The 15,522-nt window shown below is 69.6% G+C and carries 14 protein-coding genes; 12 read left to right on the top strand and 2 right to left on the bottom strand.

The genetic code is table 11. The features are described from left to right. Positions 1-95: 95 nt before the first annotated feature. From gmk to DX914_RS11105, 3 genes are all read left to right on the top strand, one after another. Positions 96-716: a guanylate kinase gene (gene gmk, locus DX914_RS11115; protein WP_115859029.1), complete on the top strand. Its 621-nt coding sequence runs from the start codon at positions 96-98 to the stop codon at positions 714-716. Between the two features lie 266 nt (positions 717-982). Next, positions 983-1,282: a DNA-directed RNA polymerase subunit omega gene (gene rpoZ, locus DX914_RS11110; RefSeq protein WP_115859028.1), complete on the top strand. Its 300-nt coding sequence runs from the start codon at positions 983-985 to the stop codon at positions 1,280-1,282. A gap of 271 nt (positions 1,283-1,553) precedes the next feature. Continuing rightward, complete coding sequence (locus tag DX914_RS11105) at positions 1,554-3,734, top strand: RelA/SpoT family protein (RefSeq protein WP_115859027.1); 2,181 nt, start codon at positions 1,554-1,556, stop codon at positions 3,732-3,734. Between the two features lie 222 nt (positions 3,735-3,956). Here the strand turns inward: DX914_RS11105 and DX914_RS11100 are convergent, their stop codons facing one another. Then, a complete protein-coding gene (locus DX914_RS11100) occupies positions 3,957-4,838 on the bottom strand; it encodes an outer membrane protein assembly factor BamD (protein WP_115859026.1) in 882 nt (293 codons plus the stop codon). Positions 4,839-4,918: 80 nt separating this feature from the next. On the opposite strand from DX914_RS11100, the gene rluD reads away from it, so the two are divergent. The 9 genes from rluD to clpB all read left to right on the top strand — a co-directional run bounded on the left by rluD (position 4,919) and on the right by clpB (position 14,062). Further along, on the top strand, positions 4,919-5,893 hold the full coding sequence (gene rluD / locus DX914_RS11095; protein ID WP_115859025.1) for a 23S rRNA pseudouridine(1911/1915/1917) synthase RluD: 975 nt from the start codon (positions 4,919-4,921) through the stop codon (positions 5,891-5,893). Between the two features lie 3 nt (positions 5,894-5,896). Next, entirely contained in the window at positions 5,897-6,652 is a 756-nt protein-coding gene (pgeF, locus tag DX914_RS11090) for a peptidoglycan editing factor PgeF (RefSeq protein ID WP_115859024.1), read from the top strand. Continuing rightward, positions 6,652-7,455 carry a PA3715 family protein gene (locus DX914_RS20240; RefSeq protein ID WP_158549243.1) on the top strand — a complete coding sequence of 268 codons (804 nt, stop codon included), beginning with the start codon at positions 6,652-6,654 and terminating at the stop codon, positions 7,453-7,455. Before pgeF ends, DX914_RS20240 begins: the two co-directional genes overlap by 1 nt. Before the next feature lie 5 nt (positions 7,456-7,460). Continuing rightward, a complete protein-coding gene (locus DX914_RS20235) occupies positions 7,461-8,009 on the top strand; it encodes a DUF4166 domain-containing protein (protein WP_231118246.1) in 549 nt (182 codons plus the stop codon). Then, positions 7,999-8,415, top strand: a complete 417-nt coding sequence (locus DX914_RS11080) for a thiol-disulfide oxidoreductase DCC family protein (RefSeq protein ID WP_115859023.1) — start codon at positions 7,999-8,001, stop codon at positions 8,413-8,415. The genes DX914_RS20235 and DX914_RS11080 overlap by 11 nt, the downstream gene beginning before the upstream one ends. 62 nt (positions 8,416-8,477) lie before the next feature. Then, positions 8,478-8,921, top strand: a complete 444-nt coding sequence (locus tag DX914_RS11075) for a DUF3574 domain-containing protein (RefSeq protein ID WP_115859022.1) — start codon at positions 8,478-8,480, stop codon at positions 8,919-8,921. Between the two features lie 74 nt (positions 8,922-8,995). Continuing rightward, positions 8,996-10,594: a SulP family inorganic anion transporter gene (locus DX914_RS11070; protein WP_115859021.1), complete on the top strand. Its 1,599-nt coding sequence runs from the start codon at positions 8,996-8,998 to the stop codon at positions 10,592-10,594. A gap of 55 nt (positions 10,595-10,649) precedes the next feature. Beyond that, positions 10,650-11,180, top strand: coding sequence for a lactoylglutathione lyase (gene gloA / locus DX914_RS11065; protein WP_115859020.1), 531 nt, complete (start codon positions 10,650-10,652; stop codon positions 11,178-11,180). A gap of 296 nt (positions 11,181-11,476) precedes the next feature. After that, positions 11,477-14,062, top strand: a complete 2,586-nt coding sequence (gene clpB / locus DX914_RS11060; protein WP_115859019.1) for an ATP-dependent chaperone ClpB — start codon at positions 11,477-11,479, stop codon at positions 14,060-14,062. A gap of 48 nt (positions 14,063-14,110) precedes the next feature. On the opposite strand, the gene DX914_RS11055 is transcribed toward clpB, so the two are convergent. Beyond that, the gene (locus tag DX914_RS11055; protein WP_158549241.1) at positions 14,111-14,872 is read right to left on the bottom strand and encodes a carbonic anhydrase; all 762 of its coding nucleotides are present in this window, start codon (positions 14,870-14,872) and stop codon (positions 14,111-14,113) included. Positions 14,873-15,522 lie beyond the last annotated feature (650 nt).

Below are 15,522 nucleotides of genomic sequence, written 5' to 3'. Positions count from 1 at the left end.
CGGGATTGGCGAAAGCCGGAACGAATCGGCTCTGGCCTCGATCCCGCTTTGCGCTTCAACCAATCCCGAATCACGAATCGCGAATCCCAGCCTTTATGCGCGGAACCCTCTACATCGTCGCCGCTCCCTCCGGAGCCGGAAAATCCAGCATCGTCAACGCGGTGCTGGCCCGCGATCCGAACATCAGCCTGTCGATCTCGTTCACCTCGCGCCAGCCGCGGCCGGGCGAGCGCCATGCCGAGCACTACCACTTCGTCAGCGCCGAGGAATTCGAGGGCATGGTCGAGGCGGGCGACTTCTTCGAGCACGCGCGCGTGCACGGCGACTGGAAGGGCACCGCGCGCCAGTCGGTGGAGCCGCAGCTGGCTTCCGGCCGCGACGTGCTGCTGGAGATCGACTGGCAGGGCGCGCGCCAGGTGCGCGCCAAGGTGCCCGGCGCGGTCAGCGTGTTCATCCTGCCGCCGTCGCGGCAGGCGCTGGAAACGCGCATGCGCACCCGCGGCCAGGACAGCGAGGACGTGATCAGCCAGCGCCTGGCGGCCGCGCGCGAAGAGATGTCGCACTACGGCGAGTTCGACTACGTGATCGTCAACGAGCACTTCGACACCGCCGTGAGCGAGATGTGCGCGATCTTCGTCGCCAGCCGCCTGCGCCGCGAGCCGCAAGTGGCCCGCCATTCGCGCCTGCTGATGCAGCTGCTGGCCGACGAGGGCTGATCTGCCCCGGCAGGCTGCCTTGGCCTTGGGGTAGGAGCGGCGTAAGCCGCGACCCGGAACCGCGCGATCCGACCAGAGATACGCCGTAGCGCCGTTGTCGCGGTCGCGGCTTACGCCGCTCCTACCCCAAAGCAGGGCGGCCTTGGTTGTTATCTTGTTGATTCTTAAGGGCTGGCGGCCGTAAATCTTGCTCTCGGGCGCGGTTCGGCCTAAACTTCCCGGTCCCCATCCGCTGTAAAGACGGCCCACCGGCCGCCAGGAGCCCCATGGCCCGCATCACCGTTGAAGATTGCCTGGAAGTGGTCGACAACCGCTTCGAACTCGTCATGATGGCCGCCAAGCGCGCGCGCCAGCTGGCCAACGGCGTCGAGCCGCAGCTGGACAACAGCGAAGCCAATGACAAGCCCACCGTGCTGGCGCTGCGTGAAATCGCCGCGCGTCAGATCACCCCGGATTACATCGACGCGGTCGAGAAGGCCGAGCGCGAGCGCAAGGAGCGCGAGGCGCTGGAGTGGGCCGCCGCCGAAGTGGTCGCCGACGACGACCTGTCCAAGGGCGACGACTGATCCCGGCCGCGGCCGCGCAGGCCGCGTCCGCAGTACCAACGGCTCCGCCTCGGCGGGGCCGTTTTCGTATGCGTTCCCGCGTTATTCCCCATGGAGGCCCGGTCGGCCCCCTGTGGGAGCGGCGTCGGCCGCGATGCGGCCTGCGGCGCAAGCGCCGGCGCCCCGTACGCGTGGCGTTTCGGGCAATCGCCACCATATTCATGTTTTCGGCGCCGCCAACGCCCGCCCGCGCGTTGCCAGCGCCGCCGCCGCCCGCGTAGATTGCCCTGATATGACTCCTGCCGAGCCCGCGCTGAAATCCGATCCGGTCCGCGTCGACGACGCCGACCTGCCGGACTACGTGCGCGAGTTCGAGCAGTCCGCCGCCTACCTGCCGCAGGAACAGCGCCAGCTGCTGCGCCGGGCCTGGGCGATCGGCGCGGCCGCGCACGCCGGCCAGACCCGCAAGTCGGGCGAGCCTTACATCACCCACCCGGTGGCGGTGGCCAAGGTGCTGGCCGACCAGGGCCTGGACGTGGAGACGCTGATCGCGGCGATCCTGCACGACACCATCGAGGACACCCCGCTGACCCGCGAGGGCCTGGCCAGCGAGTTCGGACAGACCGTGGCCGAACTGGTCGACGGCGTCACCAAGCTGGACAAGCTGCAGTTCCGCGACCGCCAGGAAGCGGCGGCGGAGAGCTTCCGCAAGATGCTGCTGGCGATGGCGCGCGACCTGCGCGTGATCCTGATCAAGCTCGCCGACCGCCTGCACAACATGCGCACCCTGGGCGCGCAGAGCCTGGAAGCGCGCGAGCGCATCGCCCGCGAGACCCTGGAGATCTACGCGCCCATCGCCCAGCGCCTGGGCATGAACCTGATCAAGGCCGAGCTGCAGGACCTGGGCTTCCAGGCGCTGCACCCCTGGCGCCATGCGGTGATCGAAAAGCGCATCCGCACCCAGCCGGTGGTGCGGCGCGAATCGCTGGTGCAGATCGAGGCCCACCTGGCCCAGCGCCTGACCAAGGAAAAACTGCCGCACCGCCTGATCAGCCGGGTGAAGTCGCCGTGGAGCATCTACACCAAGATGCGCAACGAGCATAAGAGCTTCAACCAGGTGATGGACGTGTTCGGCTTCCGCGTGGTGGTGCGCAGCGTGCCCGACTGCTACCACGCCCTGGGCGTGGTGCACGCGGCCTACAAGCCGCTGGACGCGCGCTTCCGCGACTTCATCGCCATTCCCAAGGCCAACGGCTACCAGTCGCTGCACACCGTGCTGTTCGGCCCCTACGGCTCGCCGGTGGAAGTGCAGATCCGCACCGAGGAGATGGACCTGATCGCCGAGCGCGGCATCGCCGCGCACTGGTCGTACAAGCACGGTGGCGAAGGTCCCAACAGCGCGCAGAGCCGCGCCCACAGCTGGATCGCCAGCCTGGTGGAGTCGCAGCGCTCGACCGGCTCGTCGCTGGAGTTCCTGGAGAACGTCAAGGTCGACCTGTTCCCGGACGAGGTCTACCTGTTCACGCCCAAGGGCGACATCCTGTCGTTGCCGCGCAACGCCACCGCGCTGGATTTCGCCTACGCCGTGCACACCGACGTGGGCAACCGCGCCGTGGCCGCGCGCGTGGACGGCAAGCTGGTGCCGCTGCGCACCAAGCTGGCCAGCGGCCAGCGGGTGGAGATCATCACCGCCAAGTCGTCCACGCCCAAGCCGCAGTGGCTGGAGTTCGTGGTCTCGGGCAAGGCCCGCACCTCGATCCGCCAGCAGCTCAAGCAGCTCGAGCACGAGGACGCGGTGCAGCTGGGCCACCGCATGCTGGATCGCGCGCTGGAAGCGCTGGAAACCTCGCTGGACCGGGTCCCGGCGCTGCGCCTGGAAGGCTACCTGGGCGAGAACCGCTACCCGCGCCTGGAAGCGCTGCTGGCGGACATCGCCCTGGGCAACCGCATGCCCAACCAGGTGGCGCTGGCGCTGGCGCGCGAGACCCCGGGCAAGCCGCGCGGCCGCGCCATCGACCGCCCGCGTCCCACCGAAGACAAGATCCTGATCACCGGCGCCGAGCGCGGCGTGATCAGCTTCGCCAACTGCTGCCTGCCGCTGCCCGGCGACGAGATCATGGGCTACCACACCGCCGGCAAGGGCATCGTGGTGCACCGCCTGGACTGTCCCAACGTCGCCGACTACCGCAAGTCGCCCGACCGCTGGGTGCCGATCGGCTGGGACCGCCAGGTCAGCGGCGACTTCAGCGCCGCCCTGCGCATCGAGGTCGACAACCGCCCCGGCGCGCTGGCGCAGGTGGCCGCGGCCATCGCCGAGGCCGAGTCCAACATCGACCGGGTCGAATACCTGGAGCGCGACGCCAACGTGGCGGTGATGCGCTTCTCCATCGAAGTCGGCGACCGCCGCCACCTGGCCGACGTGATGCGCAAGGTGCGGCGTTTAGCGGTGGTGCTGGGCGTGTCGCGGATGTAGCGGCGCGGCCGGCGCTTGTGCTGGCCGGGTAAAAGCAAATCCCCCTTAATCCCCTTTTTCAAAGGGGGAGACCAGAGCGGCTCGTCGCTCTCTGCTTTGCGCCTTGCTCCCTCCTTGGGAAAAGGAGGGCTGGGGAGGATTTGCTCTTGCTACGGTTGAGGCCACACCCCAAACAAAAACGCCGCCCGAAGGCGGCGTTTTCCATAACGGCGGCAGCGCGACTCAGTCCTGGTCGCGATCCACGTTGTCCAGCGCCGACTTCTCGCCCGCGAACGGGTTGAGCTTGCGCCAGTTGGACGGGTAGTCCGGCCAGTTGCGCTCGTTGCGCAGGAAGGCGTGCTCGGGCTCGTTCTGCTGCAGCACGCGCTTGGCGTCGTTGGCCAGGGCCTCGTTGCCCAGGCCGTGGTAGGCCACGGCCAGGGTCGCCACCGCGTCGTTCTGGTACTTGCTCTGCGGGTAGGTCTCGAGCAGGTACTTGGCGCGGTCGGCGGCGGCCACGTAGGCGGTGCGGCGCAGGTAGTACAGGGCCAAGTCCAGTTCATGGCGGGCGAACATGTCGCGCAGGCGGATCATGCGCTGGCGCGCGTCGGCGGCGTAGCGGCTGTTGGGGTAGCGCTCGGCGACGATGGCGAAGTCGTTGTAGGCCTGGGTGGGCGTGGCCAGGTCGCGGCGGCTGGCATCCAGGCGCCACACGCGCTGCAGGAACACGGTGTCGCGGCTGGAGTTCACCAGGCCGCGCAGGTAGTACATGTAGGAGGCGTAGCGGTGAGTCGGGTAGGTGCGGATGAAGCGGTCGATGCTGCTGATCGCGTCGTCGTGCTTGCCCGACTTGAACTGGGCGTAGGCGGTCTCGACCAGGGCCTGCTCGGTGTACGGACCGTAGGGGTACTGGGCGACCAGGCGCTTGAAGGTGGCTTCGGCGCCGGCCCAGTTGCCGTTGGTCATCGAGGTGTGGGCCTTGTCGTACAACGCCTCCACCGGCTGGCCCTCGTCCGCGTCCTTGTCCTTGAACATCTTGCCCAGGCGGCCGCAGCCGGTACCGGCGACGACGACGAGCAGCAGCAGGCAGAGCAGGCGAGCGGAGCGGGCGGAACGAAGGGTCATGGCAGGGGTCGCGGGCGCCGGAGGCACGAAGCGCCGATAATAGCAGTCCCGACGCCTTGCCCCTGAATCCTGCCCATCCGATGAACGAGTCCGCAAACCCCCTCCTGGCCACGGTCCCCGACAGCGCCGCCGGGCGCCGTTTCGACGCGGTCCTGGCCGAGTTGTTCCCGGACTATTCGCGCTCGCGCCTGGCCGCCTGGATCAAGTCCGGCGACGCCCGCCTGGACGGCCGCGAGGTCCGCCCGCGCGACCCGGTGCGCGGCGGCGAGACCGTGTCCTTGCAGGTGACGCTGGAGGCGCAGACGCACTCGGCGCCCGAAGACATCGCCCTGGACGTGCTGTACGAGGACGAGCACGTGTTGGTGATCGACAAGCCCGCCGGCCTGGTCGTGCACCCCGGCGCCGGCAACCCGGCCGGCACCCTGGTCAACGCCCTGCTGCACCGCGACCCGGGCCTGGCGGCGCTGCCGCGCGCGGGCATCGTCCACCGCCTGGACAAGGACACGTCCGGGGTCATGGTGGTGGCGCGCACGCTGCCGGCGCATACCGCGCTGATCGAGCAGTTGTCCTCGCGCGAGGTCCACCGCCAGTACCTGGCCGTGGTGGTGGGCGCGCTGGTCTCCGGCGGCACCGCCAACGCCGCCATCGACCGCCACCCGCGCGACCGCATCCGCATGGCGGTGCGCGAGGACGGCCGCGACGCGGTCACCCATTACCGCCTGCGCGAGCGCTTCCGCGCCCACACCCTGCTGGAGTGCCGCCTGGAAACCGGGCGCACCCACCAGATCCGCGTGCACATGCAGCACCTCAAGCACCCCATCGTCGGCGACCCGCTGTACGGCGGCCCGCTCAAGCTGCCCAAGGGCGCCAGCGACGAGCTGGTGGAGGCGCTGCGCGGCTTCAGGCGCCAGGCCCTGCATGCCGAAACGCTGGAATTCGCCCATCCCATCGGCGGCGCGCCGGTGCGTTGCAGCGCGCCGGTGCCGGCGGACATGCGCGAACTCGTGCGCGTGCTGCGCGAGGACAGCGTCGCGGCCGCCGCCAAGGCGCGCTGAGCCATGGCCGGCGACTGGCTGCACGCCGACTGGCCCGCGCCGCCTGGCGTGCATGGGCTGACCACCTTGCGCAGCGGGCCGGGCGTTTCGGCGCCGCCGTTCGACCGCTTCAACCTGGGCGCGCGCGCCGGCGATGCCGAAGCGGCAGTGGCCCATAACCGCGCCGCGTTGATCGCCGCCGCCGGCCTGCCGGCGCCGGCGCACTGGCTGCGTCAGGTGCACGGCGTGGGCGTGCACCGCGTCGAGACCTTGGCGCCCGAAGGCGAGGAGCCCGAGGCCGACGCCGCGGTTACCGCACTGCCCGGCGCGGTGCTGGCCATCCTCACCGCCGATTGCCTGCCGGTGCTGTTCGCGGCCGAGGACGGCAGCGAGATCGGCGCCGCCCATGCCGGTTGGCGCGGGCTGGCCGCCGGCGCCCTGGAGGCCACGGTCGCGGCCATGCGCACGCCGCCGGCGCGCCTGCTGGCCTGGCTGGGTCCGGCCGCCGGTCCGCAGCATTACGAGGTGGGCGCCGAAGTATTCGACGCCTTCGTGACCGCCGACCGCGGCGCCGAGCACGCCTTCGCCGCGACCCGCCCGCAGCACTGGCGCGTGGACCTGTACGCGCTGGCGCGCCGGCGTCTGACCGCGGCCGGCCTGACGCCGCAGCGCATCCACGGCGGCGGCCTGTGCACCATCGCCGACCCGCAACGCTTTTACTCCCACCGCCGCGACCAGCGCACCGGGCGCATGGCCAGCCTGATCTGGATGGACCCTTGATGCGCCTGCGCCCGCTCGCCCTGTCGCTGTGCCTGTTCGCGTTGCCGGCTGCGGCCGCCGCGGCGGAGGACTGCGAAACTCGCGTTTACGACCTGCTGCAGGCGGCCTATCCCGACGCGGTCGGCGAAACCGGCGACAACGGCGAGCTGTTGCGCCTGCCGGGCGCGCAGCCGCGCTGGATCGTGCTCGGTGAAGTGGCATGCAAGGTCTGGCCGGCCGCGCCGGACAAAACCTTGCTGGCGGTGCGCCTGCAGCACCAGACCGCCTATTCGGACGAGGGCAGCGCCGACCTGGAGCTGCTGGTGGCCGACAGCGCGCGCCCGCGCATCCTGGCGCGCTACCGCGAGGACGATGCGCTGTTCTCCGACGCCATCGCCGTCCAAGGCGTGGCCCTGGACACCGCGCGCTACCGCCTGGACGAGCGCACCACCGCCTTCGGCGTGCGCGTGTCGGTGGCCAACTCCTCGCGGCCCAATCCTTACAGCGCCACGCGCCTGAGCCTGTACGTAGTCGAAGGCGACCGGGTCCGGCCGGTGCTGCGCGACCTGGAGGTGGCTTCCGACGGCGGCGAATGGGACACCCAGTGCGCCGGCGAATTCCACAGCGACCGCAGCACCCTGGCCGTGGACGCCAAGCGCGACCACGGCTACGCCGGCCTGATCCTGCGCAGCGTCAGCAAGGTCACGCGCAATGTCTGGCGCGGCGGGCAATGCGACGAAGTGGTGGACTCGGAAGAAAGCGACCGCCAGCGCCTGGCCTACGACGGCCGCCAGTACGCGCTACCGGCGCGCAAGCGCGATTGAACGCAGTGGCGCCAGCGCAGGCGGAAACCGCGGGCGAGGGCCTGTACCCGAGCCTGTTGGGCGAGCGCATGCGCCAGCTGTCGCCGCGCGTGCGCACGCTGCACGAACGCACGGGGCTGCAGCGCTACCGCGGTGAAGTCGTCGCCGTGCGCGGCCGTAGCGGGCTCGCACGCCTGTGCTGCTGGGCCGCGCGGCTGCCGCCGGACACCGCCGGCGCGATCGAGGTCGAGATCGAAGCCGACGCGCGCGGCGAGCGTTGGGTGCGCCGCTTCGGCGGCCACGCCATGCCCTCGCGGCTGTGGGCACAGGACGGCTGGCTGTGCGAGCGTCTGGGCCTGCTGCGGTTCGCCTTCGCGCTCGAGGTGGAGCACGGCGCGGTGCGGTGGCGGGTGCGGAAGGTGCATGCCCTGGGCATCCCTCTGCCGCTGAGTTGGTTCGACGGAGTGAGCGCCGTCGAATCGGAAAGCGAAAGTCGCTACCGCTACGACGTGCGCGCGGCGCTGCCGCTGGCCGGCCTGCTGGTGCATTACCGGGGTTGGCTCGATGTCGACTGATGTGTCCGCCGCCGGCCCGGTGATCGTGTTCGACGGGATCTGCGTGCTGTGCAACGGCTGGGTGCGTTTCCTGCTGCGCCGCGACCGCACCGGGCGCTACCGTTACGCCGCCATGCAGGGCGCGCACGGTCGCTCGCTGCTGGCCGCGCATGGGCTGGACCCGGACGATCCGGTGTCGTTCCTGTTGGTCGACGGCGACCGCGCCTGGACCGACACCGAGGCGATCGCGCGCGTGCTGTCCGGCCTGGGCGGCGTCTGGCGCCTGGCACGCGCGCTGGCCTGGCTGCCGCGCGCGTTGCGCGATCCGTTGTACCGCTGGGTCGCGCGCAACCGCTACCGCTGGTTCGGCCGGCACCAGCAGTGCCTGCTGCCCGCGCCCGAGCACGTCGCGCGGTTTCTCGATTGATGCGGCTTGCGCCACGGCGACGGGGCGGCAACCATGCCGGCATCGCCACTGGAGCCGCTGCCATGCGCCCCGCCTTGCTGCTGCCGCTGTGCCTGGCCCTGGCCGCCTGCGCCTGGCTGCCGCCGGGCGCGACCGATCCGGCCCTGCGCGGCGACGCCGCGCGCCCGGCCGCGGCCCAGGCCTGGATCCGCAGCGAGCTGTACTTCAGCGTCGGCAGCGAAGGCCAGCCGCAGACCCAGGTCGACGAGGCGCAATGGCGCGCGTTCCTGGACCGCGAGGTCACCCCGCGTTTTCCCGACGGCCTGACCGTGTTCGACGGCTACGGCCAATGGCTGTTCCGCGGCGCCGCCGCGCCCGAGCGCCAGCGCGCCAAGGTGCTGGTGGTGCTGCACGAGGACAGCGCCGCGCGCAGCGCCGACATCGAGGCCATCCGCGCGGCCTGGAAGCGCGCCACCGGCCACCAGTCGGTGCTGTGGTCGCGGCAGCGGGCGGACGTTTCGTTCTAAGCCGGGTGCTGTTCGCGCGGGCGCGCCAGCCCGCACAATCACCGCATCGTCCACGCTACGCCCGGGAACCGCCGATGTCCGCTACTGCTCCGCGCCGCTGGTTCGTCGCCGGCGACCTCAACGGCTTCTTCGGCCTGGTGGTGGATAACCTGTCCATCCTGGGTTTCATCGCCGCGGCCTTGATCGGCATCTTCGGCTTCCCCGCCGAGGTGGTGTACACGCGCATGTTCCCCGGCACCGCCTTCGGCGTGCTGGTGGGCAACCTGATCTACACCGCGATGGCGCGGCGCCTGGCCGCACGCAGCGGCCGCGACGACGTGACCGCGATGCCGCTGGGCCTGGACGCGCCGACCAGCATCGGCATGGCCCTGCTGGTGCTGGGCCCGGCCTTCGTCGCCTACAAGCAGCAGGGCCTGGACGAACAGGCGGCGGCCATCGCCACCTGGCACCTGGGCATGGCCTCGCTGGTGGTGATGGGCGTGCTCAAGTTCGTGCTGTCCTTCGCCGGCGACGCGGTCACCCGGCTGATCCCGCGCGCCGGTCTGCTCGGCTCGATCGCCGGCGTGGCCCTGGTGCTGATGGGCTTCCTGCCGCTGGTGGAGACGCTGCGCTCGCCGCTGGTGGGCTTCGTCACCCTGGGCCTGCTGCTGTATGTGCTGATCGCCAAGGGCCGCCTGCCGGTGCGGCTGCCGGGCGTATTCGTGGCCTTCGTGTTCGGCACCGTCCTTTACTACGGCCTGGGCGCGCTGGGTCTGGGCGCGCCGGGTTTCCACTGGCCGCAGGCGGTGCCGCTGAGCATCGTGCTGCCCTGGCCGAACCTGGGCTTCGTCGAGGGCCTGCCGGCGACGGTGCCCTACCTGCCGCTGCTGCTGCCGTTCGGCCTGCTGATGGTGGTGGGCGGCATCAACGTCAGCGAAAGCGCGCGCGCGGCCGGCGACGACTACCGCACCCGCGACATCCTGCTGGCCGAGGCCTTTTCCACCCTGGTCGCCGGCGTCTGCGGCGGCGTCGCCCAGACCACGCCCTACATCGGCCAGCCCGCGTACAAACACATGGGCGCGCGCAGCGGCTACACCCTGCTCACCGGCCTGTTCGTCGGCCTGGGCGGCATCCTGGGCATCGTCTCGGGGCTGGTGCAGTGGCTGCCGTTGGCGGTGCTGGCGCCGATCATCGTCTACGTGGCCCTGGACATCACCACTCAGGCCTTCCAGGCCACGCCGAGCAAGCACGCCACCGCGATGGTGTTCGGCTTCCTGCCCTCGGTGGCCTACATGCTGGCGATCAAGACCGGCAATCCCGGCTGGATCGCGCCGGAGCACCATGCCCAGCTGATGAGCGCGCTGGACGGCCACGGCCTGCCCGAACTGGCGGTGATCGTGACCCTGGGCAACGGCTTCATCATGACCTCGATGATCTGGACCTCGGCGGTGGCGGCCATGGTCGACGGCCGCTTGCGCCGCGCCGCCGCCTTCCTGCTCGCCGGCGCCGCGCTGAGCCTGTTCGGCATCATCCATTCGGTGCATCCGCAGGGCGGGGTCTACCTGCCCTGGGCGCTGGAAGGGCTGCAGCGCACCATCGCCTGGCAGTTCATCGGCGCCTACCTGGGCCTGGCGGCTTTGCTGCTGCTGCTGTCTTTCCAGCGCGACCCGGTGCCGGCGCCGCCGCCGGCTTGAGAGCGCGGCGCCGCGGCCCCAGCTTCCGCCTACCCCCACGACAGCGATCCGCGCCATGTCCCTGCAGAACGAACTCGACGCCGTGCCCGGCGTGACCGCCCGTCCCGATGCCGCCACCCGCGATTTCGTGTTCAACCACACCATGCTGCGGGTCAAGGACCCGCGCGCATCGCTGGATTTCTACACCCGCGTGCTCGGCTTCACCCTGGTGCGCAAGCGCGATTTCGACGAGGCCAAGTTCAGCCTGTATTTCCTGGTGCTGGTCGGCGACCCGGCGCAGATTCCGGCGCAGGAGCCTGCCCGCGGCCAATGGCTGCTGAGCCAGCGCGGCGTGCTCGAACTCACCCATAACCACGGCACCGAAGACGACGCGGACTTCGCCTACCACCACGGCAACAGCGAACCGCGCGGCTTCGGCCACATCTGCGTGTCGGTGCCGGACGTGGAGGCGGCCTGCGCGCGCTTCGAGGAACTCGGCGTGCCGTTCCAGAAGCGCCTCACCGATGGGCGCATGAAGGACATCGCCTTCATCAAGGACCCGGACGGCTATTGGGTCGAAATCCTGCAGCCCACGAGCCGTGTGTAAGTTTCCCCGCTTTTTGTTCCCTCCCCCTTTGAAAAAGGGGGGCTAGGGGGGATTTGCTCTTAGCGCCGCAAACAGCAAATCCCCCGCGCAGCCGCTCTTGCCTGCACCCCTCAACGCCAGGCGCCTGCCCCCTTTCCCAAAGGGGCGAATGGGCGAGCTCACCTTCGCTGAAGCCCCGCCTCGCCCGCGTCTCGCCGCGCCTTGAAACACCCGCCACAGCCCGCATTAACAGGTCATTCGCGGTCCCCGCGCGACACTCGCGCCGCAGCCGCCACCTACCTTTCGGAGAACCCTCCATGCGGATGGACAAGCTGACTTCGCGCTTCCAGCAGGCCCTGGCGGACGCGCAATCGCTGGCGGTCGGGCGCGACCACAGCCTCATCGAACCCGTGCACCTGCTGGCGGCCCTGCTCGACCAGAGCGGCGGCAGCACCCGCCCGCTGCTGGCCCAGGCCGGCGTCAACGTGCCGCTGCTGCGCGAGCGCCTGGGCGAGGCGCTGGACAAGCTGCCCAAGGTGTCCGGCCAGGCCGGCAACGTGTCGCTGAGCAACGATCTGGCGCGCCTGCTCAACGTCGCCGACAAGCTGGCCCAGCAACGCGGCGATGCCTTCATCGCCAGCGAGTTGTTCCTGCTCGCGGCGCTGGACGACGGCGGCGACGCCGGCCGCGCGCTCAAGGCCGCCGGCGCGAACAAGGCCAAGCTGGAACCGGCCATCGACAAACTGCGTGGAGGCGAAAGCGTGCAATCGGAAAACGCCGAGGATCAGCGCCAGGCGCTGGAGAAGTACTGCATCGACCTGACCGCGCGCGCCGAGTCCGGCAAGCTCGATCCGGTGGTCGGCCGCGACGAGGAAATCCGCCGCACCGTGCAGGTGCTGCAACGCCGGACCAAGAACAACCCGGTGCTGATCGGCGAGCCCGGCGTGGGCAAGACCGCGATCGTCGAAGGCCTGGCGCAGCGCATCGTCAACGGCGAGGTGCCCGAAGGCCTGCGCGGCAAGCGCGTGCTGTCGCTGGACATGGGCGCGCTGATCGCCGGCGCCAAGTTCCGCGGCGAATTCGAGGAGCGGCTCAAGGCCGTGCTCAACGACCTGGCCAAGAACGAAGGCCAGGTGATCCTGTTCATCGACGAATTGCACACCATGGTCGGCGCCGGCAAGGCCGAGGGTGCCATGGACGCGGGCAACATGCTCAAGCCGGCGCTGGCGCGCGGCGAGCTGCACTGCATCGGCGCGACCACGCTGGACGAATACCGCAAGTACGTGGAGAAGGACGCCGCGCTGGAGCGCCGCTTCCAGAAGGTGTTCGTGGGCGAGCCTTCGGTGGAGGACACCATCGCCATCCTGCGCGGCCTGAAGGAGCGCTACGCCGTGCACCACGGCGTGGAGATCACCGACCCGGCCATCGTCGCCGCGGCCACGCTCTCGCACCGCTACATCGCCGACCGCCAGCTGCCGGACAAGGCCATCGACCTGATGGACGAGGCGGCCTCGCGCATCCGCATGGAGATCGACTCCAAGCCCGAGGAGCTGGACCGCAAGGAACGCCGCCTGATCCAGCTCAAGATCCAGCGCGAGGCGCTGAAGAAGGAGAAGGACGACGCGTCCAAGCAGCGTCTGGCCGACCTGGAAGCCGAGATCGCCACCCTGGAGCGCGAGTTCAACGATCTGGAAGAGGTGTGGAAGGCCGAGAAGGCCACCCTGCAGGGCGCGACCAAGATCAAGGAGCAGATCGAGCAGGCCAAGCTCGACCTGGAGGCGGCGCAGCGCCAGCAGGACTACGCGCGCATGAGCGAGATCCAGTACGGACGGCTGCCGGAGCTGGAGAAGCAGCTCAAGGCCGCGCAGGAAGCCGAGACCCAAGGCTTCAAGCTGCTGCAGGACAAGGTCACCGCCGAGGAGATCGCCGAAGTGGTCGCGCGCTGGACCGGCATTCCGGTGTCGAAGATGCTGGAAGGCGAGCGCGAAAAGCTGCTGAAGATGGAGCAGGTGCTGCACCGGCGCGTGGTCGGACAGGATGAGGCGATCCGAGTGGTCTCCGACGCCGTGCGCCGCTCGCGCGCGGGCCTGTCCGATCCCAACCGCCCCAGCGGCTCGTTCCTGTTCCTGGGCCCCACCGGCGTGGGCAAGACCGAGCTGAGCAAGGCGCTGGCCGAGTTCCTGTTCGACTCCGCCGACGCCATGGTCCGCATCGATATGAGCGAGTTCATGGAGAAGCACTCGGTCAGCCGCCTGGTCGGCGCGCCTCCGGGCTATGTGGGCTACGAGGAAGGCGGCTACCTGACCGAGGCCGTGCGCCGCCGCCCCTACAGCGTGATCCTGCTGGACGAGGTGGAGAAGGCGCATCCGGACGTGTTCAACATCCTGCTGCAGGTGCTGGACGACGGCCGCCTCACCGACGGCCAGGGCCGCACCGTGGATTTCCGCAACACGGTGATCGTGATGACCAGCAACCTGGGTTCGCAGATGATCCAGGAGCTGGGCGGCGACGACAGCGCCGAGGGCTACACCCAGATGAAGGCCGCGGTGATGGGCGTGGTGCAGGCGCACTTCCGTCCGGAGTTCATCAACCGCCTGGACGACATCGTGGTGTTCCACCCCTTGGACAAGGCGCAGATCCGCGAGATCGCGCGCATCCAGCTGCACGGCCTGGACAAGCGCCTGGCCGAGCGCGGGCTGAAGCTGGCGCTGTCGGACCAGGCCCTGGCGCTGATCGGCAACGTCGGGTTCGACCCGGTGTACGGCGCGCGGCCGCTCAAGCGCGCGGTGCAGCAGCAACTGGAAAATCCGCTGGCGCAGCGCATCCTGGCCGGCGAGTTCGTCAGCGGCGATACCGTGCAGGTGGACGCAGAGGGCGGCCACCTGGTGTTCCGCAAAGGCTGAGCCGCCGGTACCGGCATGGCGGAGCGATCCGCCATGCCGGGTAGCGCCTCACTCGCCGCTGCGGTAGCTCGGCCGGCGGCCGTGCAAGGACTGCACCGGGCGGCGGTTGCCGCCGGGGAAGTGCGGACCGGAGAACAGCTGGGCGAACGCCGCCAGTTGCGGCAGCGACGCGCTGCGGCGCGCATTGACCACATGCCAGGACACGCCTTCGCTGCAGGGCGGCGTGGTCAGCGAACCCTTGAAGCGATAGACGCGCCCATGCGGCACCAGCGCACGCAGGTTGAAACCGCTGACCGTGCCGGACTGGCCTTCTTCCTGCGGCAGTACCGATACGATCTTTTGCAGCTGCGGATCGGCCGCGCCTTCGTCGAACAGGATCGCCACCACCGCCAGCGACTGGTCGCTGGCGCGGTGTACCAGATGCAGCTCCAGCGGGTACTGCTCGCCGTCGATGAAGTTCTCGCTGGGCGTGTGGAAGTGGAACTGCAGCAGCTGGTAGGTCTTGCTGCCGATGGTCAGCGTATTGCCGGCCGGTACGGCGGCCTGAACGGTGTGGCCGAGGTGGTCGACGTGGAAATCGGCGCTGCTGGCGTAGTGGAAGCTCAGCGCGGGCAGGGTGCCGCTGTGGGCCTTGCCGGTGACCACGTCGACCGGCGACTGCTGGGTGCCGGAGGAGCAGGCGGCGAAGGCCGGATCTAGCGCGCCCCAGCTTTCGGTGCCGTGCTCGTAACTCCATTCGGTGGCGGCGGCCGGCGCGGCCAGCAGGGCCAGGGCCAGGCAGGCGATGCGGAACTGCGATTGCGGTTTCATGTGGGATCGTCCTTGGGATGGGTGCGGGGGAGCGCCAGACGCTAGCCATTGGCGCGGCGCATCATGCGACCTGGCATCGGCTCCCGTCATGACGATCTGTGATCGCCAACGCGCTCGCTCGGCGGCAGGCGATGAACGGCGGCGTAGGGTGCGGGTGAGGCTGCGAGCCCTGTCCGGAAAGCGGCGGCGACCTCGATATTGAAACGGCGCAAGCCGCAAAATCCGTGTAGGAGCTGCGCAAGCTGCGACCGCGAATCCGCAGCTGCGGCGCATCTCTGCTCTTCCGCCTTTGCTTGTCTTCCCCCTTTGAAAAAGGGGGATTGAGGGGGATTTGCTTTGGCTGTTGCTCTTGCTTAGGAGCAACAACAACAGCTTCCGTCCGCAAGCGGCCGGGTCACTTTCTTTTGATAAGCGTCAAAAGAAAGTAACCAAAGAAAAACGCTTCGCCAGAGCTCCCGTGCGAGAGCGGAGTTGGCGCGGGGATTTTTCGATGGCACATCCTGTGCCAGCGAAAAACGGCGCACATCCTGTGCGCCGCCCTCTGGGTCTTCATTTCGGACTGCAAGTTCGGCACCCGATCAAGAGCATTCGCGCTTCGCGCTCACCCCCTCACCCTAGCCCTCTCCCGTGAACGGGAGAGGGCATACATT

It is taken from the genome of Lysobacter silvisoli, assembly GCF_003382365.1.
Classification (GTDB): Bacteria; Pseudomonadota; Gammaproteobacteria; order Xanthomonadales; family Xanthomonadaceae; genus Lysobacter; species Lysobacter silvisoli.
Note: the sequence above shows the minus strand (reverse complement) of the source record. Positions and strands in the feature narration are given on the sequence as shown.